The 26441-nt window shown below is 38.4% G+C and carries 20 protein-coding genes; 10 read left to right on the plus strand and 10 right to left on the minus strand.

From position 1 onward, the window contains the following. The first annotated feature begins 87 nt into the window (after positions 1-87). On the plus strand, positions 88-2142 hold the full coding sequence (locus QNI22_RS03220; RefSeq protein ID WP_314509172.1) for a glycoside hydrolase family 97 protein: 2055 nt from the start codon (positions 88-90) through the stop codon (positions 2140-2142). A 347-nt stretch (positions 2143-2489) separates the two neighbouring features. Here QNI22_RS03220 and QNI22_RS03225 read toward each other — a convergent pair whose 3' ends face one another. The 6 genes from QNI22_RS03225 to QNI22_RS03250 all read right to left on the minus strand — a co-directional run bounded on the left by QNI22_RS03225 (position 2490) and on the right by QNI22_RS03250 (position 10254). Continuing rightward, the gene (locus tag QNI22_RS03225) at positions 2490-2915 is read right to left on the minus strand and encodes a hypothetical protein (RefSeq protein ID WP_314509174.1); all 426 of its coding nucleotides are present in this window, start codon (positions 2913-2915) and stop codon (positions 2490-2492) included. 251 nt (positions 2916-3166) lie between these two features. Next, entirely contained in the window at positions 3167-3730 is a 564-nt protein-coding gene (locus QNI22_RS03230; RefSeq protein WP_314509175.1) for a dihydrofolate reductase family protein, read from the minus strand. A 268-nt stretch (positions 3731-3998) separates the two neighbouring features. Then, positions 3999-4532 (minus strand): DUF1877 family protein, encoded by a 534-nt coding sequence (locus tag QNI22_RS03235; RefSeq protein WP_314509176.1) that lies wholly within the window; start codon positions 4530-4532, stop codon positions 3999-4001. Between the two features lie 114 nt (positions 4533-4646). Next, positions 4647-5444, minus strand: a complete 798-nt coding sequence (locus QNI22_RS03240; RefSeq protein WP_314509177.1) for a hypothetical protein — start codon at positions 5442-5444, stop codon at positions 4647-4649. A gap of 477 nt (positions 5445-5921) precedes the next feature. Beyond that, positions 5922-6269 (minus strand): hypothetical protein, encoded by a 348-nt coding sequence (locus QNI22_RS03245; protein WP_314509178.1) that lies wholly within the window; start codon positions 6267-6269, stop codon positions 5922-5924. A gap of 919 nt (positions 6270-7188) precedes the next feature. After that, positions 7189-10254: a beta-L-arabinofuranosidase domain-containing protein gene (locus QNI22_RS03250; protein ID WP_314509180.1), complete on the minus strand. Its 3066-nt coding sequence runs from the start codon at positions 10252-10254 to the stop codon at positions 7189-7191. 450 nt (positions 10255-10704) lie between these two features. Between QNI22_RS03250 and QNI22_RS03255 the strand changes: the two genes are divergently transcribed. Next, positions 10705-11160 (plus strand): hypothetical protein, encoded by a 456-nt coding sequence (locus tag QNI22_RS03255; protein ID WP_314509183.1) that lies wholly within the window; start codon positions 10705-10707, stop codon positions 11158-11160. Between the two features lie 486 nt (positions 11161-11646). Here QNI22_RS03255 and QNI22_RS03260 read toward each other — a convergent pair whose 3' ends face one another. Next, positions 11647-12573: a DUF808 domain-containing protein gene (locus tag QNI22_RS03260; protein ID WP_314509185.1), complete on the minus strand. Its 927-nt coding sequence runs from the start codon at positions 12571-12573 to the stop codon at positions 11647-11649. A 425-nt stretch (positions 12574-12998) separates the two neighbouring features. Here QNI22_RS03260 and QNI22_RS03265 point away from each other — a divergent pair, with 425 nt between their 5' ends. The 7 genes from QNI22_RS03265 (at position 12999) to QNI22_RS03295 (ending at position 21940) form a co-directional block, all read left to right on the plus strand. Beyond that, complete coding sequence (locus tag QNI22_RS03265; protein ID WP_314509186.1) at positions 12999-15707, plus strand: c-type cytochrome; 2709 nt, start codon at positions 12999-13001, stop codon at positions 15705-15707. A gap of 30 nt (positions 15708-15737) precedes the next feature. Then, positions 15738-16538: a 3-keto-disaccharide hydrolase gene (locus QNI22_RS03270; protein ID WP_314509187.1), complete on the plus strand. Its 801-nt coding sequence runs from the start codon at positions 15738-15740 to the stop codon at positions 16536-16538. 563 nt (positions 16539-17101) lie between these two features. Beyond that, positions 17102-17821: a hypothetical protein gene (locus tag QNI22_RS03275; protein ID WP_314509188.1), complete on the plus strand. Its 720-nt coding sequence runs from the start codon at positions 17102-17104 to the stop codon at positions 17819-17821. Positions 17822-17844: 23 nt separating this feature from the next. After that, a complete protein-coding gene (locus QNI22_RS03280) occupies positions 17845-18195 on the plus strand; it encodes a peroxiredoxin family protein (protein WP_314509190.1) in 351 nt (116 codons plus the stop codon). Positions 18196-18477: 282 nt separating this feature from the next. Then, positions 18478-20325: a MutS-related protein gene (locus QNI22_RS03285; protein ID WP_314509191.1), complete on the plus strand. Its 1848-nt coding sequence runs from the start codon at positions 18478-18480 to the stop codon at positions 20323-20325. 202 nt (positions 20326-20527) lie between these two features. Then, a complete protein-coding gene (locus QNI22_RS03290) occupies positions 20528-21235 on the plus strand; it encodes a hypothetical protein (RefSeq protein WP_314509192.1) in 708 nt (235 codons plus the stop codon). Between the two features lie 222 nt (positions 21236-21457). Then, positions 21458-21940, plus strand: coding sequence for a GNAT family N-acetyltransferase (locus tag QNI22_RS03295; RefSeq protein ID WP_314509193.1), 483 nt, complete (start codon positions 21458-21460; stop codon positions 21938-21940). A gap of 95 nt (positions 21941-22035) precedes the next feature. Here QNI22_RS03295 and QNI22_RS03300 read toward each other — a convergent pair whose 3' ends face one another. Beyond that, positions 22036-22251, minus strand: a complete 216-nt coding sequence (locus QNI22_RS03300) for a hypothetical protein (RefSeq protein WP_314509194.1) — start codon at positions 22249-22251, stop codon at positions 22036-22038. A 185-nt stretch (positions 22252-22436) separates the two neighbouring features. Here QNI22_RS03300 and QNI22_RS03305 point away from each other — a divergent pair, with 185 nt between their 5' ends. Then, positions 22437-22787: a hypothetical protein gene (locus QNI22_RS03305; protein ID WP_314509195.1), complete on the plus strand. Its 351-nt coding sequence runs from the start codon at positions 22437-22439 to the stop codon at positions 22785-22787. Between the two features lie 71 nt (positions 22788-22858). Here QNI22_RS03305 and QNI22_RS03310 read toward each other — a convergent pair whose 3' ends face one another. Then, the gene (locus QNI22_RS03310; protein WP_314509196.1) at positions 22859-25255 is read right to left on the minus strand and encodes a GH92 family glycosyl hydrolase; all 2397 of its coding nucleotides are present in this window, start codon (positions 25253-25255) and stop codon (positions 22859-22861) included. 416 nt (positions 25256-25671) lie between these two features. Further along, a complete protein-coding gene (locus tag QNI22_RS03315; protein WP_314509197.1) occupies positions 25672-26409 on the minus strand; it encodes an SDR family oxidoreductase in 738 nt (245 codons plus the stop codon). Between the last annotated feature and the right edge of the window lie 32 nt (positions 26410-26441).

Below are 26441 nucleotides of genomic sequence, written 5' to 3' on the forward strand. Positions count from 1 at the left end.
ACCGGAAAAAGTTTATTTTAGCGCAATCATTTTTTACTGTCCTAAATACACTTAATCAGGCAACTAACTCATCCATTAGCCAGACATATGAAAAAAATCGCTTTTGCTTTGTTCTTGCTTTGTGGGTTTACTCCAATACTGCAAGGACAAAACAACAAACAAGTATATAGTGTTGTGGAAAAAATAACCGACAAGCACACTATACATGTCAAAGTCCCCTCTACAAATATCACTGAACATTCCTATTCAAAGCAGGATACAAACCTCGCTATCACAAGTCCTGATAAACTTTTAACAGTTTTATTGGGTTTGCGAAATGGAATTCCTACCTATTCTGTAAACTATAAAGGAAAGCTGATGTTGGAAGAGTCTCCTCTTGGACTGATAAGTACTATTGGAGACTTTAGTCAGTCAATGACTTTGGTCAGTAAAAAAGATTCCTCTATTGATAAGACATATACCCAAAGTAAGATTAAAAAATCTTCGGTGCACTACCAGGCAAATGAACTGACCTGTACCTATGTCAATTCCCAGAAACAACAGATACAAATTGTTTTTAGAGTAAGCAACAATGATATCGCCTTCCGGTATGTTTTACCTCTGACCGGTGAGACTGCCCGCTGTATTATCAAAAAGGAAACAACTGGTTTTAATTTCCCTGCATTTACAACGACTTTCTTAACCCCACAGGCTACTCCGATGATTGGCTGGAAGCAAACTAAGCCGAGTTATGAGGAAGAATACACCGTTGATTCTCCACTAGGAACTCCTTCAAAATACGGTTTGGGATTTACTTTTCCTGGATTGTTTCGTATTGGAAATCAGGGTTGGGTATTGGTTTCTGAAACAGGGGTAGGAAGTTCGTATTGTGGCTCCCGGCTTAGTGAAGGTACAAAAGATGGGTTGTTTACTATCGCTTTCCCTGAAAAAGGAGAAAATAATGGCATTGGAAACTCAGAGCCTGGTGTCGCTTTACCAGGAGAAACCCCGTGGCGAACTATTACTATAGGAGAAAATCTTAAGCCTATTGTAGAAACAACCATTCCTTTTGATGTTGTGGAACCGCTTTACAAATCATCTATGGATTACAAATATGGACGGGCAACCTGGAGCTGGATCATGTGGCAGGACAACAGTGCAAACTACCAGGATCAGGTAACATACATTGACTTTGCTGCAAAACTGGGATACGAATATGTTTTAATAGATGCCTTATGGGATAAACAGATAGGGTATGAACGTATGTCTGACCTATTGAAGTATGCGCAATCGAAAGGGGTGGATATCTTTTTGTGGTATAATTCAAACGGGTTCTGGAATGATGCTCCACAAGGTCCTAAACAACGAATGAACACATCGGTCTCACGTAAAAAAGAGATGCAGTGGCTAAAAAGCCTAGGTGTGAAAGGACTGAAAGTTGATTTCTTCGGTGGTGACAAGCAGGAAACTATAAAATTGTATGAAGATATTCTGAGCGATGCCAATGACTATGGTTTAATGGTTATTTTCCATGGATGTACACTTCCAAGAGGATGGGAACGTATGTATCCGAATTATGTAAGTAGTGAAGCTGTACTGGCTTCTGAAAACCTAATCTTTAATCAGCATTTTGATGATAATGAGGCTTTCAATGCCTGTCTGCATCCTTTTATCCGTAACACTGTAGGAAGTATGGACTTTGGAGGTACTTTGCTAAATAAACGCCTCAACCGTACCAATACGGGTGGAACAACTCGCAGAACCACTGATATTTTTCAGCTGGCAACGGCTGTACTATTTCAAAGCCCAATTCAGAACTTTGCGTTAGCACCAAACAACCTGACTGATGTGCCTGGTTTTGAGATTGATTTCATGAAGCAAGTACCCACATCCTGGGATGAAACCCTTTATATTGATGGCTATCCTGGTAAATATTGTGTACTGGCGCGTCGTCATGGAACAAAATGGTATGTGGTAGGTATAAATGCCGGAAAGGAAGCCTTAAAACTAAAACTAAATCTACCTATGCTAAAGAATTCGGAAGTAGCCTACTACACTGATAAAAAAGATGGGAAGTCAAGCCTGGAAAAGGCTCAGATAAAGCAAGCCGGAACTGTATCAGTTGAAATTCAGCCTCAAGGTGGAATAATTCTGACCAATTAAAATAGTTGAATTACTAGTCAAACCCAAACTGAACAGAGTTTTGGTCATTTTGTAAACTGATTTGAAGTAAAATCACTTCGCTTGCTGGATGATCGGAGAAAACTAATTTTTGAAACAAGTAAAGTCTGTGTAACAATCGATTAGGTCAAAGATATCATTCTTTGACCTGTTCGATTTTCCGATAGCTATCTCTCAGAATATGTCGAGGGAGTTGTAATGAATATACCGTTAAAACCTATTGTGTATTTATTGGTGTTAATGTCCATTACTTCGATATAGGTGTCATATAGCTTAAAGCAGCTTTGATTACTATTCATACTAACAAGAATATCTTCTACACCTGTACTCTATATAATAGTATCATTCCGGTCTAGCTTGGATACTTGCAATTCCCCATGTGTAAAAAAAACAGTAGCAGCGGAGTAAATGCTAAAACAAGTTATATGATCGGTTTGTACTATCCAATTTAATGTCAAGTCGGGAAGTGCCATACTAAATACTTTGTTTGCACAGCAAATATAAATAGAATCAGTATCGACTATAGCTGAGTGATCATAAACTCCTGTAGCACCACCAACAGCACATACAATAGCACTTTGATATAGTTCCTCATATTTGTAAACTTTAATTCCATGTTTGCTAGCCTGGTATAGTATCGAATCTTTGTCAGTATAAATAAAGTCGTATTGAAAAGAATTGTCGGCAGAGCCAGGTGTATACATTGAATCGTTTCGAACTTCAATTTTATACTTGTCATATTGAAAAGTCAGCATTGTATATTCTTTAGTTTATATGTTTACTTCAGTTTCAGTATGAACAGTTTTTAAAACTTTTTATCAGTCATTCTTGGAAGCGAAATAGCCCTTCTTAGGCATATTTTCTCGCCTTTTAGAATCCAGCCACTTATCGGTCATTTGTAATAACCATCCAGTATTTTTTAGTTTTCTACTTGGATTCTTAGTTCTGCCAGAAATGCCGATGGTAACTTATTCTTTGCTGTCTTATGGTTTCAAAAGTAGATAGTCTATACGGGTAGAAATTTTGTGAGAATGGTACCATTCTTATACGTAATGGAACTATCAAGTTCCAAAGATTTTTGTTCTTTGAAAATAGAAAGACCGTTGCCGATAGCAACAGGTCTTCTAAAAATATAGTATTCATCCACAAGGTTCTGACTGATTAGCGAACTTACAAATGCAGCACCACCATATACCATGATATCCTTCCCTGATTGGTTTTTCAGTGCCTGTATTACCTTTGCAACATCTCGATTTTCTACTTCGAGATTTCTGCCTTTGATGGTTGTTTGTGAGATACTGAAAACAATCTTTCGCATGCCTACCATTTGCTTTGCTAAAGGTTGTTCAGCGCTTTCAGGTTGATTGTCAAGTACATTTTCCCAGTGATTAATGAATGCGGGAGTCATTTTGCGTCCCAGTAAAATAGTATCACATGTATCTGCCAACTCGATCACTTGCTGAAAGATGCCTTCGTCACGTTTCCCGATCCACATCCAGTCCAATTCGCCATTCGGTCCGGCTACAAATCCATCCAGAGTCATTTGTACCTGCAGTTTTAATTTTCGCATAGAAGTGCTTCTTAAAAGTGTTTATCTTTTTCTATACAAAGATCTGAAGATAATCACTATCTGTATGAGTACAATTGCGACATCATAGGGGGTAATTTACGTCAAAATGTATTGAGAGTGTAAATTTTATCAATGGATATAATATAAGTAGCCTATAGTGCATATCTAAAATAGTGCATATCTAAATATGACTCTATGTCACTGAATATAGATTACAAACACAAATGAGCTGTAGAAACGGAATACTAAGTGTTCGAACTGTCGATTGTCAACCAACAAAGACGAGAATATAGTCTTTCTCAGTCTCTGCTTCTTTTATAATTGTTTTTAATTCTTCAAAGTCATCCAAAAGGTGTTGTTCATTAAACGCTAGGTTAGACGAATTGTCTGTGTGCCAACATGCAGGGTAAATACCATTGTCATTTAATTCCTTTGGGTCATAGTCCGAACTAAGATTTGCTTGTGAAATGCTATTCATGAATTCACTAAGTTTTGAAATTATGGGTATGTCCAGATAAGGAATGTAAAGTCCGCTTTCATAAAACTCAAATTGCTCTTCTGGTGTCATATTTTCAAGTTCTTCTTCTCCTAATGCTTGTTTAGGGGTAAATATTTCATTTATTAGATTGGTTGTTGAGTTATCTTTTCCTTTGGACAAAATATAGTCAAGTGCCATAAAAGAACCTTCAAATATTGAATAGCTTTTCGCAGAATCAATGTCAAAACCTTGGGTATTATTGGGGTTGTCTAATTGTTTAAAAGTGTCCTGTGACACCCTATAGAGTGTAGCTGATTGACTCATTGTGGTGGTTGCTTTAAAATAAATAGTATGTAAAGATTTGGATAGTGAAGCGAGATTCCTACCAATATGCTTTATAGGATATACAAAAGCTTGAACATGCACAGAATTAATAATTCAACTACCAATTTTTCCATAACGTTGATACTCTGAAAAGTAAAGAACTATTCTTTTCCCGTTTTTTATGTAAGGATAGAATAATTCGTATTGTCCGTTACGTGCACTAAACCAGACCTGGTCGAAATTTTTGAAAAAAACATTCTCCAGATATTCTCGTTCCTCTTGTGTTGTCTCTTGAATGAAGTCTTTTTTAACTGGACCTGTTTTGTCATTCTGGTCACGATAATAGTCACTAAAACCTAATAATACATGTGATTTATCGATACTGTCAGAAACTATTACCGAAACAGAAGGAAAATGTTTATCTGTCTTTGAGTATAAATCAAGAATGTCATCTGTTTGAATAATCCAACTTTCAGTAAAAGAATAGTTGAGAAGTTTATCTGACTTTTCCTTGTTGTTTTCAATGATTGATTTAGCTGTAGCAATCAGCATTTTTTCTTTCTTTTTAGAAGTTAGATAGTCTCCCCCAAGAAGAAGTCCAAATATCACTGGAAAACTTAGTGCGAAAATAAGTCCTACTTTTTTGCTCTTCTGTTTTATAGCATTCAACTCATCCTGATTGTGTTTTTCTGCAATTCTGGTCAGGTTGAACATTATATTGATAATAAGTGATCCGAACATTAAAGCCAGAATGCCGACCACACTTAAATAAAATGTCTCCGTTATGTTTTCTCTAAATATTTTCAGTTCAAAAACAGTTATCGAAATAAAAATGAATACCCAATATACCAATGATATTATTGAAACGATTCCAATTATGTTGCTTAGTCTTACTATTGCTTTATTGTTCATTTCGTCTTGTTTGTAGTTATTGTGTTTGTTTTTTTCTGTAGTCGTCAACAATTTAGGTATTATTGACGTTCAGCAAAGAGTTCAACCGAGCAATGAGAAATATGTTTTAAAACTTTTCTACTAGTTAAACTATCTGCTATTCTTCATCCCTTAAATTTGAATTCACATTTAGTCATCTTTTCCTGTCGTAAAGGTATATTTTTTGTTTTATTACTTTTCAGTTCTAAATATTTCAAAGTGAATTTGATTAGATAGGAAGATAAACCGTTTAGTAACCTTTAATAGGGGTAAAGAGAAAGAGAAAAGAGATAATAAGGGAGCCAAAAGACAGTTATAACGTGGCACTTTACAGGAAAGAGTGTGGTTATAGTTGTTGGTCAAGCGGGAAGTAAGGTGAATTATCCCGTCCAATCTAGACTGAATAAGGAGCTTGTCAGGAAGAGCTGTAAGTATAAAAAGGGTGTTCCAAGCACCCTTTTAATGCATTATGCAGGTAGGAAGTATATTCATAGCTTCAACATTTATATTGTAGTATTCAACATATTCCTGTTTTGACAAAGACTTACGCTTGTCAACATACACCTGGAATGTATCCGTATCATATTGAACAACAACCTTGCTCCTTAAAAGGTCAGATATAGAGCTTTTAAGGTTATCTACTTTTTTCTCAAAATCTTCCACACTTACCTTACAGGTTTTATTAATCTTTTCTCCAACAAGACTAATCTCATTGCCATCAATTTTAATGTCAGAACCATTAATATTACCATTGTTAATTTCTGCTAATGTAAGCCCGAAAATTCTTTCATAATAAAATGAGTTCATAAGCCATATAAGTAGCATCTTTATTAAGCGCAACCTACGCTACGTGTTGTAACACATGCTACAATCCTTTATACCTGGCTCATAGTATAAGTAACTCCTACTTATGTAATATTTTTGTGGAAAATCTCCTAGAAATTGGAAATCAGGTACTTCGATTTTGTTAAAAAGTGAGGTTATTCTAATTAATATATCGTTTAGATCACAAGTTGCACTTCCTTTTTGGGGTATGGATAGTAAAACTAAAACAACAAAGCTCAAGCCTGTAATACCAGCTGTAACTATAAGATAAACAGGGAGAATAATTAAGTTTTCTGCACAGCAAAAAGTATGTCACTACTGGTGTGGAGTAAGATGAGGTAGAACGCATTGAGTATGGTAAACAGTATGATAACATATTGAATCCTCTCTGTAAAAAATGATAGTAGAGGGCTATTGGCAAAGTATGATATTACTCATGTAAGGGAATATTGGCGCAGAAAATAGAAGAAAGTGTAGTGGTATTACTTACTATACTCAATGAATGTCATGAGATCATACCCAATCTAACTATGAGAAAAAGTTTGCCTGGGTTGCTTCTGATCCTTGATGTATAATCCCTCAAATTCAGTAAGGGAGTGTTTAACTATCCATTTTAAAGCAAAACTTCCTATTCAGGAGAAGACAGATATGTCTTAAATTAAAAGTAGTTTCATATAATTTAGTAAAAGGGCAAAGCAGATTTTGGACTGCGACTTTGCTTGTTTTTCAGCCTATAGCCATTGACTATATCCTTTAAAACAGACGCTCCAAAACGAGTCATTGAATTTTAAAAATTATACAAAACCACTTCAGGTATACATTCTATAACACTTAAAATAATCAAATGGTAGTATATCCGGTCAAAACGAAAGGTTGATTCTTTGTCAGGCACCAATCTCGCCTATTTTAACGTCACATCCAGATAAACAGAATGACGTCCGTATGTTTCATAAAAGGGTTTAAAAACTACACCATCAATAGTGAATTGTAGCTGCTTTGGATCGCCTTGTATAGACTTGCTTAAATCTTCAGCATCCAGGATTACTTTGTGCCAGTCCTTTCTTGCTTCAGGTTCCTGAGCTGCCAGCAATATCGGTCCATAAAATAAACTAGCTATATTCTGCTGATCCATAACCGGGTCGAGATGAAACTGGAAGGGCATTTGTAGTTCTATTGTATCTCCATCTTTCCAGGTGCGGCTTATTGTCAGGTAGCTGCCTGGCTTAGCCTGAAGCTTTTGCTCTTTGCCGTTAATTTTTACATTAAAACCTTTGGTAGCCCAGCCTGGTACCCGTACATTGATAGCAAATTTTCCATTACCCTTAATAGTCAGACGAGTATTATCTTCCTTTGGAAAGTTCGTTGATTGCTCCACTGTTATATTGCGTTCTTTCCACTTTAGTATTGAAGGTATGTATAGGTTGACATAAAGTGCCTGGTTGTCTTTGCTTTTAAAGTAGATTGAGTTTTGTAGTTTGGTACTACTCTCAATGGCTGTGCCATTGCAACAGGTAAATCCTGTCATATCCGCATTACCAAATTGTTTGACAGATCCTGGCCTGAGCGGTACGTGGTATGTATTGGCGGGGCTATCTTTGTCTACCGAAGCCAATATATGGTTATACAATGCACGTTCGTAATAATCCATGAACTCTCCCCGCTGATCAAAAAGAAACAGATCACTGGTTAGTTTTAACATGTTGTAGGTAGCGCACGTTTCGTTTTGTCCTTCGGATGAGAATCCATTTTCATATAGTGAGCCCGGCTGACTAATAAAACACTCTGCATTGGCAGGATTACGTGCACCTGCAACCCCTCCAATGCTATACATATAATCATTGACTGCCTTGTACCAAAAGTTATCAGCTATCTTGTAATATTCCGGATTTCGAGAAACACGATACATTTCGATACTTCCTACTATCTGAGGGATATGTTGATTGGCATGTAATCCACGGAACATATCTACATTTTTGGCCAAGCCGTGCGAATGATTTGTATCACCAAAGAACACCCGGATATTATCAAATAGCTGTGCTGTTTTAAGGTACTCCTGCTTACCTGTAATCCGGTACATGCGGGCCATTACTTCATTCATACCTCCGAACTCACCAGCAATGTAGGTATTCCACATTTTTATGAGTGTATCTGTTGGGACCTTACTCAAGCGGGCATATACCCAGTCTCCCATGCCCATTGCTGTTTCAAGAGCCTTTTTATTATGGCTTACTTCATATACATCCAGTAAGCCGGCCAGAATTTTATGCAAGGTATAGTATGGTGCCCAAATCTGGGTTTTCTGTCCGCCATACTTGGCTCCTTTTTCCAACATAATAAACTGATCGGGAGGATAGGCACTGATAAATCCTTTTCCCCAGTTCCAGTAATCGGTACGAATACCTTCATCGCTAAGATCCGAGTCGTAAGCTGATTTTCCCGGTCCATAGGGTACAGCTGTCGGATCAGCTATCTGTACACCACCTGGTTGCTTTGCCTTGCCCGATAATTGGGCTAAATCGTACAGGGTATTTACCATATACTCCATCTTTTGGGAGAAAATGGCTTGAAGGGATTTATCAAATCCTGTGCCTGCATAGGCTTGTGCAATGGCTGTAAGGTAATGCCCTGTGGCATGTCCTCTTAGTTTCGTGTCCTGACTATCCCATACTCCCAAAGGTGTTGCTCCTTCTGGTTGTTTCTGACCAAACGCATGGCGAAACATATAAAGAAAGGAGTTAGGATCGGTCTTGGCGAGTGTTTGTATAAACTTATCGCGATTTTCGAGAAACTTTGTTTCGTGTCCGGCAGGATCGCCTTTTAGTGAAACCTGGGCCAGATCAAAAGTTTCCAGTTTTAAGGCCGGTGTGGTAGATTTGCCAGCATCTTTTATGGTTACAAATGCCTTTGGCTGAAAATTTGTCCCTGCTACATGTCCAGTAACCGTATAAGTTCCAGGCTTACTAACTGCCGTATTATCGATAGGAGCAGGCCACACAACACGTACATCCGGACCTTTTCGGTTATTCTTGTACGTTCCTGGTACATGACTTGGTAATCTTGGCAGATTTCCTGTTTCTGTTTCTACTTTTACATCAGACACCTGAGTTAAATAGGCGGTATAAAGTTGGGCTTCTGTTGGAGAAAAATGTGGAAGGTCATCTTCTTTCTTGGTCGTCGTATTTACCGAACCTTCATTGAGACCCTTTTGGGCATTGCGATAAATGTCGGCAACCTGTTTGTTGGTCAATGGAACACGATAGATACGAAAATCGTGTATCAGAGCATTCAGATAAGGATCTGATGGTACGAGTGATTTTCCGATATAAAGTAGTTTTTCTTTTGTTTGCTTACCGAATACATCTGTTAATTCCATTGGAATATCTTTGGCTTCACTGACAGGCTTACTATCTACATAACTAATCATCGACTTTGACGGAATATCTATCACAACAACAAGATGAACCCACTTGTTCAGTTCTATAGTCGGAGAGGCAGCGCCTTTTTTAGTAGTTTTTTCTGTGATTATTACTGCCTGATACTCTTGTTGAGTAGTTGTGCCGGCAGGAGCTGCAAAAAAATGCCGGGTAGCATCCTTTCCAAAATCAAAAAAACGTTGGCCGGGTTGGTTCGAACGCAAATATATCCAGCCTGAGATGCTGATTGATTCCAGCTCTGTTAACGCTTCTCCAGGGATTGTAATAAACGTATTGTTCTCTCCTGAGAGTGACAAAACTTTTCCAAACCGATTGTCATTCACAAATTTGACTCCACTTCCTTGAACTTTGGCATGCAGATTATTTCGGGACCAATCTTTGACATCTCCATCAAATACATAGCGTGCAATTATTCCCGTTTCCCCTATCCCGTCCAATATCTGGTCTCCATTTTGAGCCTGAGTAGTGTTAAAACTCTGAGACAAAACAGTGATAAAGAGTGTGACACACAAGGATACTTTGTACATTTTCATATGTAAATCATTTAACAATAACCTTTTATCTATCTGGTAAAACCTGTTTTTTACTAACTATACAGAGTGATTAACTGGTTTTTTTTAGTTTAAAGCTGTACACAATAAAGAAGGAAACTCTTACAAAGCTGTGTATTCAATCTATAATATATTCACTGATATTTATTTATAAAACTAGGATGAATCTGAATGTTTTGATACGTTTATTTTAGCTACTAATTATAGGATATTAACATATATTCTGTACACAAAACAAAGTTGTTGTCTAAACTTCAACAAGTTTACATATCACTCAATTATTTTCAGTTAATCATTGACAGTCCTGTGGTTCTTGGGATAGTTTATATTGAGTTTATCAAGGTAGTAAGTAAAACATTCCAATGAGCTGTCTGGTATGGTTTTAGTTATTTCTTATGAATACTATCTTGTCAACCAAAATAAGCTATTCGTATGCGTTGGGTTATTGGTTTTCTTATTGTATTCAGCTTCTGGTCTTTTGTGGGATTGGAACAAAATGAAACACAGCTTAATTTTTCTCTGATGGAAAGGAGAGATGCTGCCTCTTTCAAGAGTTGGAAAAATGTAAAGAGTGGCTCTGAACTTCACTACAAAAAGTTTATAAGAGATGATTCCCTAGCAGATCCACACAGACACATCCTGTATGAATTCAGGTTTCCTAATTTAAAATCAAGTCAGAGATACAATATGGAAATAGTATCACTCAAAGGAAAAGATACGGTGTCTGTGACCAAAGGAAATCTGAAAACCGATGATGTCTCTCCGTATGTTTTTCAAGAATCTATGTATGGAATTGAGAAGCAGATAATTACATTGAATGTTGGTCGGTCATCAAAAATTACATTTACTGTATTTTTTGATATTGAAAATTTTGTGGGCGAAGGATAACTTGTCAACATTTCAATTTCAATTCCAGAAACCTATAAATTCTACTACTTACACTTATTTCATTTCCTTACTAGTACAATTAAGATTCAGAATGGGACTTGACTATACTTCGAATTACTTTATAAGATGGCTGTAATTTGTTCCCTTTTCTGTTTGACCTTAGTTCCGGTTGCTTTCTAGTTTGACTGTAATACCAGTCACCGACTTGCATAACCATACTTCCGATTGAAAGGCACACGAACAACTACGCAAAACAAAATTCAGTTATACTATGAAACTAAATGTATCGGTGAATGCACAATGCTGTAAAGGTGAGAGTTTCTTTCTTTGATACTCGCACCTTTTTTGCCTTTGAAAGAGTCCCGTAACAAATACAGTTTGTTACCTGTCCTACTATGAATTAATCAGATCATCTGATTAATCTTCAATGGTGTTTTTAGTACTTGGATGACAAAAAGATCTATATACTAAAAAAATAAATCTGAATCATTTCTGCTTACGAAAAGTCTTTCTGACCAACATCACAATCTTATCAATGATAAAGCCTAGCATAAGTCCGGCAATACCACAGGCCAATGCCTTGGCAAACCATGCGAGTATGGGTATTTTAGCTAAGGATTCCTCTAGAATGTGCAATAAATGACTGGTAAATGGAATCCCATGTGCAATGATTTCGGCTCCAACCCAGAGCATAGCTGCTGTACCTATATATCCTAAAAGTTGTAGGAAGTGTGGCATAAACTTTACAATGCCACGACCAAATTTTTGCATGGCAGGGCTATATTTATCTCTGGTCAGGCTTACGCCGATATCATCTGCTTTTACCAGTAATGCCACAAATCCATATACGGCAACTGTAATAAACATAGCTACAGCCAACATGACCACTATCTGATTTACTATCGATTGTCCAGTTACCTGACTATAGGCAATAGCAATAATTTCTGCCGATAGGATAATATCAGTACGAACAGCACCATTCACTCGTTCTTTTTCCAGTTGCTCTGGTGTAATGACTTTTGTTTCTTCTTGTTCTTCGGTATTGGTGTTATGAGATTTACTAAACAGAGAATGCACCTTTTCATACCCTTCAAAACACAAATAAGCTCCTCCTACCATCAAAATGGGTGTGATAGCCCAGGGAGCAAAATAGCCAAGTAATAAAGCCGCCGGACTTAAAATAAGTATTTTATTGATCAATGACTTTTTTGCAATCTGGTAGATGATGGAGAGCTCGCGGGACGGATCAAGGCCCACAACATACTTTGGGGTAACCGCTGTATCGTCAATCACAATACCGGAAACTTTTCCGGTTGTCTTGGCTATCTGAGTAGGTACATCATCTAAACTGGCAGCACTGGTCTTAACCAAAGCCGAAATATCATCTAATAAAGCAAAAAATCCTGAAGGCATCTTGTATAGTATTCACTTGGTTTGTGTCAAAAAAGTTGTCTTATGTCTACTTATACAACTTTAATGCCTCCCATAGTAAGTGAAGTTTACAGCTATTTTACTACAGAGTATACAGATAATACATTAGCCTCATCTAACACACTATCGGATTGGCACATTTCTTAACAGATAGCTTGTATCTGATAGCAAAATTGCCTGGCATAACCAGCGCCACCTCACAATGCTTCTCTCATATCAAGGTAAAAACAATCGCCTTGTTCTGTCTGAAAACATAACAGACAATGACACGTTTTTAAATAATCTCTTGTATTTTAAGGCGCCGCAATCCAATAGAGGGTCTGCTCATGATCTTTATAGGATGTGCATCTTTTCTAATTAGTCATTTGTACCATTTTCCAGACCATTTTACCCTCAATCCCAATTGTATGTTCAGAAACTATCTGTCCTTAAAGCTACTATCCATTGCATTAATGACCCTCATGACCACCGCATGCAGTGGGGATAAGGATACAAAAGAATCAGACCTGAAGCAGGTTAGCACAGGAAATCCTAAGCTTGATAAACTTAAACTACCTGATGGTTTCCGGGCAGAACATCTGTATAGTCCTTCGGAGAAGAAACAAGGTTCATGGGTATCAATGACTTTTGATTCCAAAGGTCGTATGATTGCTTCCGATCAGTATGGAAGTTTATATAGGTTACAATTACCGCCTGTTGGTGATACAGCTCAGCCAAAGGTAGAAAAGCTCATCATTGGGAACCAACCCGATACGATAGTTTCCATGGGGTATGCGCAAGGACTGCTGTATGCTTTTAACAGTTTGTTTGTAATGGTCAACAGCCGGGGAACAGCTAGTGATGAAAACAAAGAGTTTGATAAGCTGAGTGGCCTTTACCGACTCGAAGACACCGATGGCAACGATCAGTTTGATAAAATCACACTGATGAAGCAGCTCAATGGGGATGGAGAACACGGACCACACAGTATTAAACTTTCGCCTGACGGCAAGTCGCTGTATATAGTGGCAGGTAACTACACCAATGTTCCTGAAATGGATGCCTATCGGTTGCCCCACAACTGGCAGGAAGATAATATATTTCCCTTGATTAAAGATCCCAGAGGTCATGCCAACGACCGGATGGCGCCCGGTGGCTGGATTGCGAAGGTAGATCCCGTCACAAACCGCTGGGAGCTGATTAGTGCAGGATTTCGAAATACCTATGATATTGCTTTTGATGATCGGGGTGAATTGTTTGCTTATGACTCCGATATGGAATGGGACTTTGGTATGCCCTGGTATCGGCCAACCCGCATTCTGCATGTCACCAGTGGCAGTGAGTTTGGCTGGCGTACAGGCAACAGTGTATGGTCTCCGATGTATCCTGACAACCTGCCATCTATTCTCAATATTGGACAAGGCTCACCCACCAGTCTGGAATATGGCAGAAAGTCTCATTTTCCGGAAGTCTATCAGAAATCGTTGTTTGCCTTTGACTGGAGTTTTGGCATTATCTATGCAATTTCAATTGAACCCAATGGTGCTACTTATAATTCAAAAGGAGAAGAGTTTGTTTCCGGATCTCCCTTGCCTTTGACTGATGGTGTCTTTGGCCCGGATGGTTCTCTGTATTTTTTAACGGGAGGGAGAAGACTGGATTCGGATTTATACCGGATAAGCTATACAGATGCTAAAAACAAGCCAGCTGATAACACTGTGGTTGCTGAGTTAAATGAAGATACCCGATTACGAAGAAGCTTGGAGCAGTATCATGGAAAGCCACAGCCTGGTGCTGTAGAGGCTGCCTGGCCTAATCTGAAGCATAAAGACCGATATATTCGCTATGCTGCCCGCATTGCCATAGAACACCAGCCAGTAAGTGAGTGGCAGCAACGAGCCCTGAACGAGACTGATGCCCAAACAGTGATTGAATCCATGATAGCACTAGCTCGTCAGGGCAAAAAGGATACAAAGACTGCCGTGTTAGAGGCACTTATCCGCATTGACTACAGTAAATTATCTGAACAGCAGCAAGTGGATCTGTTACGGGCCTTTGAGCTGGTTTTTGCCCGGATGGGAAAGCCAGAAGGCAAAATAAAAGAAGAGGTAGTGAAGTATTTAAATCCGCATTACCCCGCTCAGACAAATACAGTGAACCGTTCACTGAGCAAGGTGCTGGTGTATATAGAGGCACCTGGAGCTGTAGAAAAAACATTGGCTTTGTTGGAAAAAGCAAAAGACGATGCTAGTGAGAAAACGGTAAGTAATTCTTCCGATCTGATCCTAAGAAATCCACAGTATGGATTAGACATTGCCGGAATGCTGGCTAAAGTACCACCTGCCCAACAAACCTATCTGGCTACTGTGCTGAGTACAGCAAAAACAGGCTGGACTCCAGAATTATACGAGAAGTATTTTGCCTGGTTTAAGAAAGCATTCGGGTATAAAGGTGGCATGAGCTATATTGGCTTTATCAATAAAGCACGTGAGTCAGCTTTAGCCAGTGTACCTAAAAATAAGTTTGAGCATTACAATAAATTATCTGGTGGGGATCTCATCACTCAGTCAGGGAATGAATTGGCTACTCTGGTTTCACCCAAAGGCCCCGGTAGAGACTGGAGTGTAGAAGAGGCCAAAGCTATTATAGACAGTGGATTAATCAATCGGAATTTTGAAAATGGAAAGAACATGTTTGCTGCTGTGCTTTGCCAGTCCTGCCATGCCATGCGGGGTGAAGGTGGAACTATTGGCCCTAACCTGACACAGTTAGGTACCCGGTTTTCTACAGACGATATGCTGGAGCATATCATTGATCCCAACAAAGAAGTTTCGGATCAGTATGCATCTACTGTATATACCTTGAAGGACGGCAGTTCTGTTTTGGGTCGCCAGACCAATGAAAATAAGAGTACGTTTTTTATTTCCCAAAACCCTTTTGCACCTGATGTAATCCGGGAAATTCCCAAAAAGGATGTGGTCAGTGTTAAAATTGCCCGTTCTTCCATTATGATGCCTGGATTAATTAACCGACTCAATCCGGAAGAATTGAAAGACCTGCTGGCTTTCCTGATGGCAGGAGGTAATAAAGAAAGTCCGGTATACACAAAAAATAACCAGACAGCCCAACGTAAATAGCCTTTATCCATTCTGAAAGCGACTAGTCCTATGATAAAAAGAATAAAACTACCTCTCTATCTGGCAACGGCTATCCTTAGTGTGTTGCTGGCTGGAATGGGTAAAACTCCTGTTTTTAGCCAAACTAAGACAGACAAATCAAGCCCGAAAAAAGATAAAGAGGGTTTTGTATCCATATTTGATGGAAAAACACTCAATGGTTGGGAAGGAGATGCTAGCTACTGGCGAGTAGAAAATGGGAGTTTAATAGGTGAAATCATACCTGACAAACCGTTGAAAACTAACTCATTTATCATCTGGCGAGGTGGAAAGCCTGAAGATTTCGAGCTGAAAGGGCAATTTCGGATCACAAAATCCGGTAACTCAGGCATTAATTACCGGAGTGAGCAACTGCCGCAAATTCCCTTCGCCCTCAAAGGTTATCAGGCCGATATTGATGGAAATAACCACTATACAGGTCAAAACTATGAGGAACGGGCCAGAACAACATTGGCTTACCGGGGTCAGAAAACAACTATTAATCCGCTGGAGCATCCCTCTGCAAATCTGTCGGATGATGTAGAAAACAATGCGTGGAAGGGTCTACATGTAACAGATTCGATTGGTACAGCAGCATCTTTGAAAAATGTCGTCAAAAGCGAGGACTGGAATGAGATTCGTCTGGTAATCAGAGGGAACCACCTGCAGCATTACATCAATGGGGTGCTCATCAGCGATGTAACGGACAATGACACGGCAAATCGTAAAATGTCAGGACTACTGGGGATGCAGGTGCATGTGGGTCCACCCATGAAAGTAGAATACCGTAATTTGAGGCTGAAAGGATTGTAAGCGAGCTACTATTTCCAGTTTCGTTATTCATAATCTGGTTGATGTAGCCAGAGATTTTCGAACATACTACTATATGAAAAGCCAATCTTTCATAGGATTGGCTTTTTATTTCTCTCTGCCTCTGATTATACTTACTTATTCAGTTTGCAATGCTAAATAAGCAGAACATCTGAAAATAGCTTGAATAAAATCCGAGCTTTGGCAGGTTATTTTAGAAGCAGGATGAGATAAAGCGAGTTACCTGTTGTGGAATGAATATTATCTATTAATACCTTGTTTCTTTTATGATAAAATTATTCTGATGTATAGTAGATATTTTGAAATTCTAGTTTGATTATAATGTCAATTAAAGCAAAAGGTATAGCTTTGGTTGATACTTCTCTTTCAAGAGTTATATATCACTATAACAAAAGATGAGTCATTAAGTTAATAGCTTTTCTGTTAGACATATTCATACAATAGCTGAAAATATATGAAGGGCGTATTTCTTTTTTCTTAGTATTTTAAATGTAGCTATTGTCTATAGCCAGAATGTCACAAATCCGCTACTCATTCAGATTCCGATGGGAAAGCATACTAGTGATAGCACATCAGATATACAGACACTGATGAGCTTTGATTCTAATACTGTTTGGAATAAAGCTTTTCCTGATTTGAAAAATGTTCCTAAAGACTTTGACAGTGTCAGAAGAGTATCTGAGTTTATCGATCACGGGCAAGTGATTTATCAGGCTTATAAACGGGGAGATATGCCTTTTTCATTCTTAAAGGGAGTTATTCAGAAATGGGGAGTAGATACCCTCAGTTGCACACCTGTTACTATTACTACTTACATAAGAGGTCTAATCGGAAAAAAACGAAATACCTGGTATTATATCCTGGATGAGGATGGGAATGGTGATTTAATAAATGACAAGCCCGTTAAATTAAAAAAAGTCTCCGGGACACTTTTTAGTGGTAAAGAACATGTTATTACATTTCAACGGTTTCAGGATGGTCAGATACAAACCTCTTCCACAAAGATTAAAGTATTAGATGTGCAAAATAATAATGGGGAATTTAGGAGTTTGAATTATCGGTATCTGGAAAGTAGGAAAGGGCTATTTACATATCATAACACGTCATATACTGTATTACTCTCCTCCAGGTTTCTGAGTGGTTTCAACTATAAATCTGAGCCACAGATTTTTGTTAAGAATAATAAGAATGGGATTACTGTAGGGCCTTTTAGAGAAGGCGATTATTCAATCTGGATTCTGATACTCTTTTTATTAAAGATGTAAAAAAGGATGGTGAGGTTATTACTTTGAGTAAAAATGCAAACTCAAGAAGTATTTCTTCTACCCAAAAAGGATATTTAGCCCCTTTATTTGCAGGAATGACTCTAAATCAGGATTCAATAAAATTGTCTGATTATAGAGGATCATATACATTACTATATTTTTGGAATTCTACCTGTGGCGCCAGTACTTTCCGATTGGAGGAAACAATTGTACCATTAGTAAATAAAATAAATTCTTCTCAGCCTAGACTAAAGGTTTTAGGAGTTGCTCTAGATTTTCCAGAGGCTGTTTCTTCTTATATAAAACAAAAAAAATTGACTGGCCTCAAATGGTTGCTTCTGCTAATAGCCCTATTAAAGAGTTATATAAAATAACTCATTATCCCACTATCTTCCTTGTAGATCCCAATGGGGTTATTGTTGAAAGCTTTTTAGAAGAATCAATTACTATTAAGGAAATATTGCTATTACATTTGAAAAAATGAGAATAATGCCCTCACCCTTCCCCGCAATAGAATCATTAGTTAAGATGAAAAATAAAGTTTAAACTAGTGGCCCTAATTTGAAACATGGTGCATGCATGCACCATGTTTATCCATTATACTCATTGCTATGCTGGATATAAAAAGTTAAAATTAACCAAAGTACATACGATCTATGGATCTATATCATCAAAAGATTGCTCAGTATCAGAGTACTCTTACAAAAACGGAAGCAGAATTAAGTCGTCTTTCTTTGCTACGGATAGCTGTTTTTCTGGCTTCTGCCATCGTTGTGGTTATACTGGCAAACAACAGGGCGTTAGCTCCACTACTCATTGTGGCTCCGATTTGTTTGGTTGCGCTGGGTATAATGATTAAACGTTACAATGCATTGCTTTATGTGAAGAAGCAAACAGCCTTTCTTAAAGAAGTGAATGAGCAGGAAGCTGCCAGGTCAAGCAACCGATTGTCTGATTTTCCCACAGGAGATATCTTTGTAAATAGAGAACATCCGTATGCTGCTGATCTGGATGTTTTTGGGAAACATTCCCTTTTTCAACTGATCAATCGGACAACAACCGAATCCGGAAGCATGCGTCTGGCTGAATGGCTATCCGAACCCGCTGCGAATACTATTATTCTGGAAAGGCAACAGGCTGTAAAAGAACTGACTCCAAAGCTGGAATGGCGACAGGACTTCCAGGCAGCAGGTATGCATCACCAGAATGCAAAAAGCGATTATGCCAAACTGCTTACCTGGGTAGAAAAACCAGAGGTATTGCTTCCTCATCGAACGAAACATTTGGTGACGGCAATTTCACTTGGTGTCCTGACTGCTGTTGCCACAATCTATGCACTGGCTAATATCTTTAGTTCGACAGCCTTACTGGATATGGTTCCTCTTCTAGTACTTCTGATGATCAATTTTTTTGTGTTAAAAAAAGTAGGACCTCTGGCAGAAGAGACTATTGACAATACACACCAGAATGTAAAAATATTGGCAGGATATCAGGCTTTGATTACCCGAATTGAAACAGAACAGTTTCATGCCCGACTGCTGGTTCAGCTACATTCTGTTTTTAGTCAGAATAACTATTCTGCCGCACAGGAAATCGACAAACTAAAAAATATACTGGATGTATTTAAGCTAAGAGGCACCAGAGCCAATCCGGTAGGAAGAAATCCTTTCTATACTGTCTATTTTAACACCTTCTGGCTGCTGGATATTTACCTGATCCTTCAGACAGAAAAGTGGAAGCACAAAAACAGAATTTTTCTTAAAGAATGGATTTCGTCTGTCAGTGAGTTTGAGGTTTTGAATAGTATAGCAGGTTTTGCTTACTCCAATCCTTCCTTTACCTTTCCTCAGATACAGGATGAACTCTATGTGATTGAGTTTACAACATTGGGCCATCCCTTACTACCTACTGAACGAAGAATTTGCAATGATTTTACTTTAAAGGGTAGGGGAGAGATTGCTGTTATTACCGGATCTAACATGGCCGGGAAAAGTACATTTCTGAGAACTGTTGGCCTCAATCTGGTTCTGGCTTTAATGGGTGCTCCCTGTTGTGCCCAATCCGGGCGAGTGTCTAATATGATGTTATTTACAAGTATGCGTACACAGGATAATCTCGAAGAAGGGGTATCTTCGTTTTATGCAGAGCTCAAGCGAATAGAACAATTACTGAAATTATTGGAGCAGCAGCAACCGTTATTCTTTTTATTGGATGAGATCTTTAAAGGAACCAACTCCCAGGATCGATATAGAGGAGGTGTTTCTCTAATCAGACAATTAAACGAACTCAATGCTTTTGGTATTATTTCGACACACGATCTGGAACTGGCAAAGCTAGCCGCCAACCATATGATTGTTGCCAACTACAGTTTCAACAGTGCCATTCGGGAAGGTAAAATGATATTTGACTATACACTTACTGAAGGGATTTGTACTGACTTCAATGCAAGTGAATTAATGAAGAAGAGTGGCATCCGGATTCTTTCAGATATTGAGCAGTTGTGAAGAGGTTAACTGCTCGAAAGTCGGAATTTACTTTATTTATAGGGCTTGTTTTGATTGTGCATGCTGGAATAAATAAATTATTTGTAAAGTTTAAAGTGCTACAGAAGCAATTTATTATCATGAAGATCATGTGATAATACTGAGGGAAAAATCGTAAAATTACCTAAAAAATCGTCTACTGACTTTTACAAAGTAACACTCAATGAAAACAGTCTCTACCAGCTATTTAACATCGAAATTGATGCGATATTTGTATTTCTTGGTTAGTATCCTATTACTTTCTTCTTGTAAGAAAGAAGAGGAGCCTGTCCTCTTATATCCCTCTATTTATCATACTAAAGAAATTTTTGTTACTTCTGATGTCCGTCTTTTTACAAAACAAGGTGAAGTAAAAGATCAAGCCATTATTACTGATTTTACAAATCGTTTTCATGAGCCTTGGGATTTTATTAAACCTAAGTCAGGGGTAGTTGCTTCTAGTGATAGAGATACTGTAAAGATTCTGGCAAAGGATAATGCTAAGATAGGTCGTTATGCAGGAAATTTTCATGTAGAGTTTCATGATAACATGATCTATTTTGTACCTCAGGATACTGCAAGATTTGAGGTAGATTACATGTATGAGTTAATGCTGGCTATTCAAAAATATAAGCCTTTGTACGAAAACAGATTCCCTGTTTCTACTTCATCAGGATATAAAACTATTGCTCAAAGTGTAGTAGGTAGCTACGCAAAGTATACTTCCAGCCAATTAACGTTTCCTATGCTTTCTTTTCTGCTTACACAACGTGGAGGGTATAGTTATTACTCAATAAGATATAATAATTCCTTTGACCCTACAGGATATAAAGCCTTGAATACAGGAGATACACTGGTTGTTCAGGAGTCTGAGTTGATATATGAAAAGTAAAGAGATCGTTTACTTATGTTTATAGGTAAATGTGCATCTAATCTAGTAAATAGCCCTTATACAACAAAAATAAGCTGGTTGTATAAGGGCTATTTACTGAAGCAGGCTGTATTAAGTCCCATGGTTTATCTTCATAAATTTGCAGAGAAGGCTGGAGCAGATCTTTGATTTGTCTTTTGAACTCATTTGACTGTAGAGACCACGTAAAAATTGAATGAGAATATGAATTTCAGAAATCCAACAATTAAGGATTTAGAACCGATATACCAGATTGAAAGTATATGTTTTCCTCCCAATGAAGCTGCATCCTTGGATTCTTTTTCAAAAAGACTTCAGGTTTTTCCTCAACATTTTTGGTTACTGGAAGATAAAGGCCAGCTTATTGGGTATATCAATGGCATGGTGACTGATAATCAAACAATTGTAGATGAGATGTTTGCTCAGGCAGAGTTGCACAATGACAATGGGACCTGGCAATCTATTTTTGGGATTGCGGTATTGCCAGAGTATAGGAATAATGGGTATGGGGGTAAATTAATCAATCTCCTTATTGAGAAAGTAAAAGAGCAAAACAGAACTGGCATTACATTGACCTGTAAAAAATACTTAATTCCGTACTATGAGAAATTTGGTTTTGCTGATTTAGGCATATCCAGATCCGTACATGGTGGAGAAATCTGGCATGACATGATATTGAAGTTTTGACTTTATAAATGGTGTGTTAGTTTATATAAATACAAGACAATTTGTAAACAACATGTTCTTGTACAGGATCAACCTTACTATTCTTCGTTCAGCAATTAGGATGATTTGTGAATATATCGACGCCAACCTGTAACGATTAAGTTTCCAGCTATAATTCCCAGAGGTACTCCTACCAGATGCCACATCAACATGCAAATTCCTGCTCCACAAGGACCTGATGATGTGCAAGCTTCTGCTGCAAGTGTTGAAATAATAAATGTAGACCCGAAAATTCCAATGAGAGTACCTAAAAGTGTATCTGTTTTTTTCATAGTTTGTGTATTGATACTATATATACGTGTACCAGATGAATGATAACCATTATTTTATCATATAACAATTTTTCTTCAAAATTCTTATTTACTATTCTGTTTCAGAGTATAAAGATCTTCTATATTAATAGTAAACAAGTAAATCGATTTGTAAGGATATACATGAATCGTCCCGAATGTTGGATATGAGTAAAACCCAAGCCTATGCTTTTGAAAATGTGGGCTTGGGTTTATTTTTGAGAACTATCTCTTTCTGCATTTCTTACTTGTCCCTTACATTATTCTACTTGTGGCTTCTTCATTTTTGCTTGTTTGCAAAGTCGGTTTATAATCCTGAACATTTCTCTTCCTATCGCCGTGTCACTTTTTTGCTTGCCCAAAAAAGTAACCAAAAAAGGGCACTTTTCTCCGATCCTTCCCCCCGCAAGGCCAAAGGCCAACCTCACGGAGAAAAGATTGCCTACGCACCTATACGACCAAACGCGATTGAAGGCATCACAATTCTCTTTGTAACTACTTTGTTTCTCTTTTTTTAAAGGATGTGATATTGTTTTCTCCAAAACTCGGGATGACTTATGTTTCCTTCTCCATCCATTTTTGCGAACTACTACTGTTTGTCTTTAGGTTTATTACCCATTTGTAATAATAAAGTTCCTCCATTTGTCACAGATGAAAATGGAATAAAAGGTGTTGAAAGTTGCTTTCCATTCAAAGAAAACGACTGTATGTAAAAATTCTCTTTATTATTGTTTCGAGCCTCTATCACAAACTGTTTTCCTTTATAGTATTTGTTGTTAAGCTTAATTACAATACGATCAAAAAGCGGGCTGCCTATTCCAAAGCTAGGTGTTGTTTCTGTGAGACCCTTTACATCAAACAGTCCCATACTAGCCATTACATACCACGCTCCCAGTTGTCCCTGATCCTCATCCTGCCCGTAACCATATCCGTGTACAGGCTCAGTTCCATAAAATTCATTGCAGATAGCTCGTACCCATTTCTGAGTCAGAGAAGGTTTTTCGGAATAGTTGAATAACCAGGAAATATGCAGATTGGGCTGATTGCCATGATTGTATAATCCTTCCAGACCGGCAAAGGCATCTATGGTCTTTCCTCCTCCGAAAACAGCTTTCTGCGAAACAGTAAAAATGCTGTCGAGGCGTGCATTGAATCGTTCCTTTCCAACTTTTGCAACCAGACTTTCGGGTTCATGAGGCACATAAAATGTATATTGCCAGGCATTCCCTTCCTGGAATCCACGCCATACCTGTGTTGGTTTGAAGTTGTCAATAAATTTTCCGTTGGCATATTTGGGGCGCATAAACTGTATCTGGGGATCATAAATTTTCTCCCAGGCTTTAGACAATGGCATTAACTTCGCATAATCGTTTTCCTTTCCCAGCAGCTTTGCCCATTGAGCAACAGCAAATGAACTGAAGGCATACTCAAGCGTGTGAGAGCCTGAGAAGCGCCAGGCTTCATCTGGGGCCGCCATTGTATCCAGGTGATTCACAAAGCCATATTTCACAAAGCGTTCTACATCCAGTTTGCCTGCACCTCTCGGGCGATTGTTTCCATCTATCTCATTTTTTAAAGATGCCTCATAAGCCATATTTACATCAAAATCCCGGATTCCACACATATACGCACTTGCTAATGTCAGACTGACAAAATTAGTACCTACCCCAGAGACATATCTGCTGTTGGCAATACCATCACCCAGCCATCCGGCATCTTTATAGACAAGCAACTGACTTTTGACAAACTCTGAATAATATTCGGGATAGGCCAATGCCCAAAGCTGAGTCAGGTTCCAGAATGCACCCCAGATTGCGTCAGTATTGTAATGATGATAGAGTGGGCGTTTGTTTTTATCGAGAGCAATCTGGCCTATGGTTCCATCATTTTTTGGATAGGCTCCATTGACATCACTTGCTAGTCCCCGACCCAGCAATGCGTGATACAAACCTGTATAAAATTTTACTTTGTCTTGTTTGTTAGGTGTTTCTACCTGAATGCGGCCCAGATAGGCATTCCATTTGGCAAGAGCCTGCATTTTTGCCTGATCAAAGGTAAGGGTAGGGGCTTCAGTCTGAAGGTTAAGTCGTGCATTTTCAATAGAAGTATAAGAAAGCCCTGCTTTGATTGTAATAGATTCATTGGCCTTAGTCGAAAAGGTTAGATATAAACCGGAACCCTCACCCACAATTTCTGTCTTGCCTGCTTGCTGCTCATTACCTTTAAACACGCCAACAGCCTCTGGCTTTTTATTAACAACCGCTGAAAAATACATACTCACTTCTGCTCCAGGCTGATATTTTTGAACGTACTCTGGCAGTGTGGTAACAAACCCTTCAATTCGTCCATCAGGTGTAATATATACCTTAGCATCTTTTACACGTCCGCTTTCTCCCTGGCGATTTCCAATATCAAATAAAATATGTGACTCTCGTCCTTCCGGAAATGTATACCGATGAAAAGCTACCCGCTCAGTAGATGTCAATTCAGCTTTTATACCATACTCTTTCAATACTACCGAATAGTAACCAGCCGTTGCGTGTTCATCTTTCCGGTCAAAAGCAGAACGATAGCCTTCCAGTGTACTTTCCAACTTTCCTGGAATAGTTTGTAGCTTACCAGTTATAGGCACAAAGACAATTCCGCCAATCTGAAACTCGTGAAAATTAGCAAAGCCCTCAATGGACTCATGCCTAAAATCATATCCGACTGCTTCCCATCCTGAATTATTACCATAATGTCCGTTGGTTGAAGGGGCGGGCTTAGCCATTCCAAAAGGAATAGCTCCAGGGGTAAAATGAAACCAGCGACAGTGTGCTGTCCCAATATTTGGATCAACAAACGAAGAGAAATCGGTTTGACTTGTTTGGGCTAAGGCACCATTGGAAAAGATTGCTACCGGAATAAGTGTTGTTACCAAAAATAGTGCAATTTGTTGAATGGTTGGTCTTCGACAGACCGATGAAATAAGATAGGTGTAGGACATGAGTTACTTAACTTTACTTAGCTGTTATGAATAGTTCTGTTCTAAGTACCCATCACATTGGGAACTTGGAAGTTTTATAGGATGCTTTCCTTTGATCAGTTTATTGATGTAGTTGTGGAGCAAGATAGTAAAATTCCGTGTTGTTTTTGAAGTAATCTACGAGTTGTGACGGAATAATTTTACACGTTTTTGTGTAATGGTTGTAGGAGATGGTTTTACAGCTGTAGAAATGTAAGCTAAGCACAACAAGTATTTTGAGCTTACTCTTTCTGTGCTGATGTAGTGAGTTTATCAGTTGCTTTGTAGATTATATCAGTATATTCTTCCTAAAAGAATAAAGCCTAACGAGTGTAGTTCTCGTTAGGCTTTATCGATTGAAGTAAAAATGGCTTGCTTATTGTACTAATACCTACATTTTACCATGCACTGATTCCTGTTTCAGGTGAATTATCATCACTGAAAAATTGACCTGTAGGGCCATCCGGACCAAACGTGGCAGCTTTTACTACTCTGGCAGCCGCATCGGGTATCGTGCCGGGACCGGAATGATGATTAAAATCGGTCGCAGTATATCCTGGGTCAACAGCATTTACTTTAAATGCAGTATCACGTAGGTCATAAGCCAATACGGTAGTATAGGCATTAAGAGCTGCTTTGGATGGAAAATAGCCGGCTAGTTTAACCTGGTAGTATTTCCATGCCGGATCATTCTGTAAGGTGATTGAGCCAAGACCTGAGGTAACGTTTACAATTCTTGGTTCAGAAGATAGCTTTAGCATATCAATAAATGCCTGGGTAACTGCTATAACCCCAAAGAAGTTGGTTTCAAAAACCTGTCTGATCAGGTTGATATCTGTTTCCAGTGCAGGTTGTGGCAAGATACCACTGACTCCTGCATTGTTAACCAGCACATCCAGCACTTTTGTTTTTTGACCAAGTATCTGGCGTGCTGCCTGTATAGATTCCAGACTATCTACATCAATCTGGATAGGCTCTACCTGAGTTAAACCTTCTGATTGTAACTGACTCACTGCTTGTTGACCTTTTTGCAGATTTCTGCAACCCAGATATACATAATATCCTTGTTGTAATAGTTGTCTGGCTGTTTCAAAGCCAATACTTTTGTTGGCTCCTGTGATGAGTACTGTTTTCATATGTTTGTCTTAATTTGAATAACAGTACAAAA

Source organism: Xanthocytophaga agilis, from assembly GCF_030068605.1.
Taxonomy (GTDB): Bacteria; Bacteroidota; Bacteroidia; order Cytophagales; family 172606-1; genus Xanthocytophaga; species Xanthocytophaga agilis.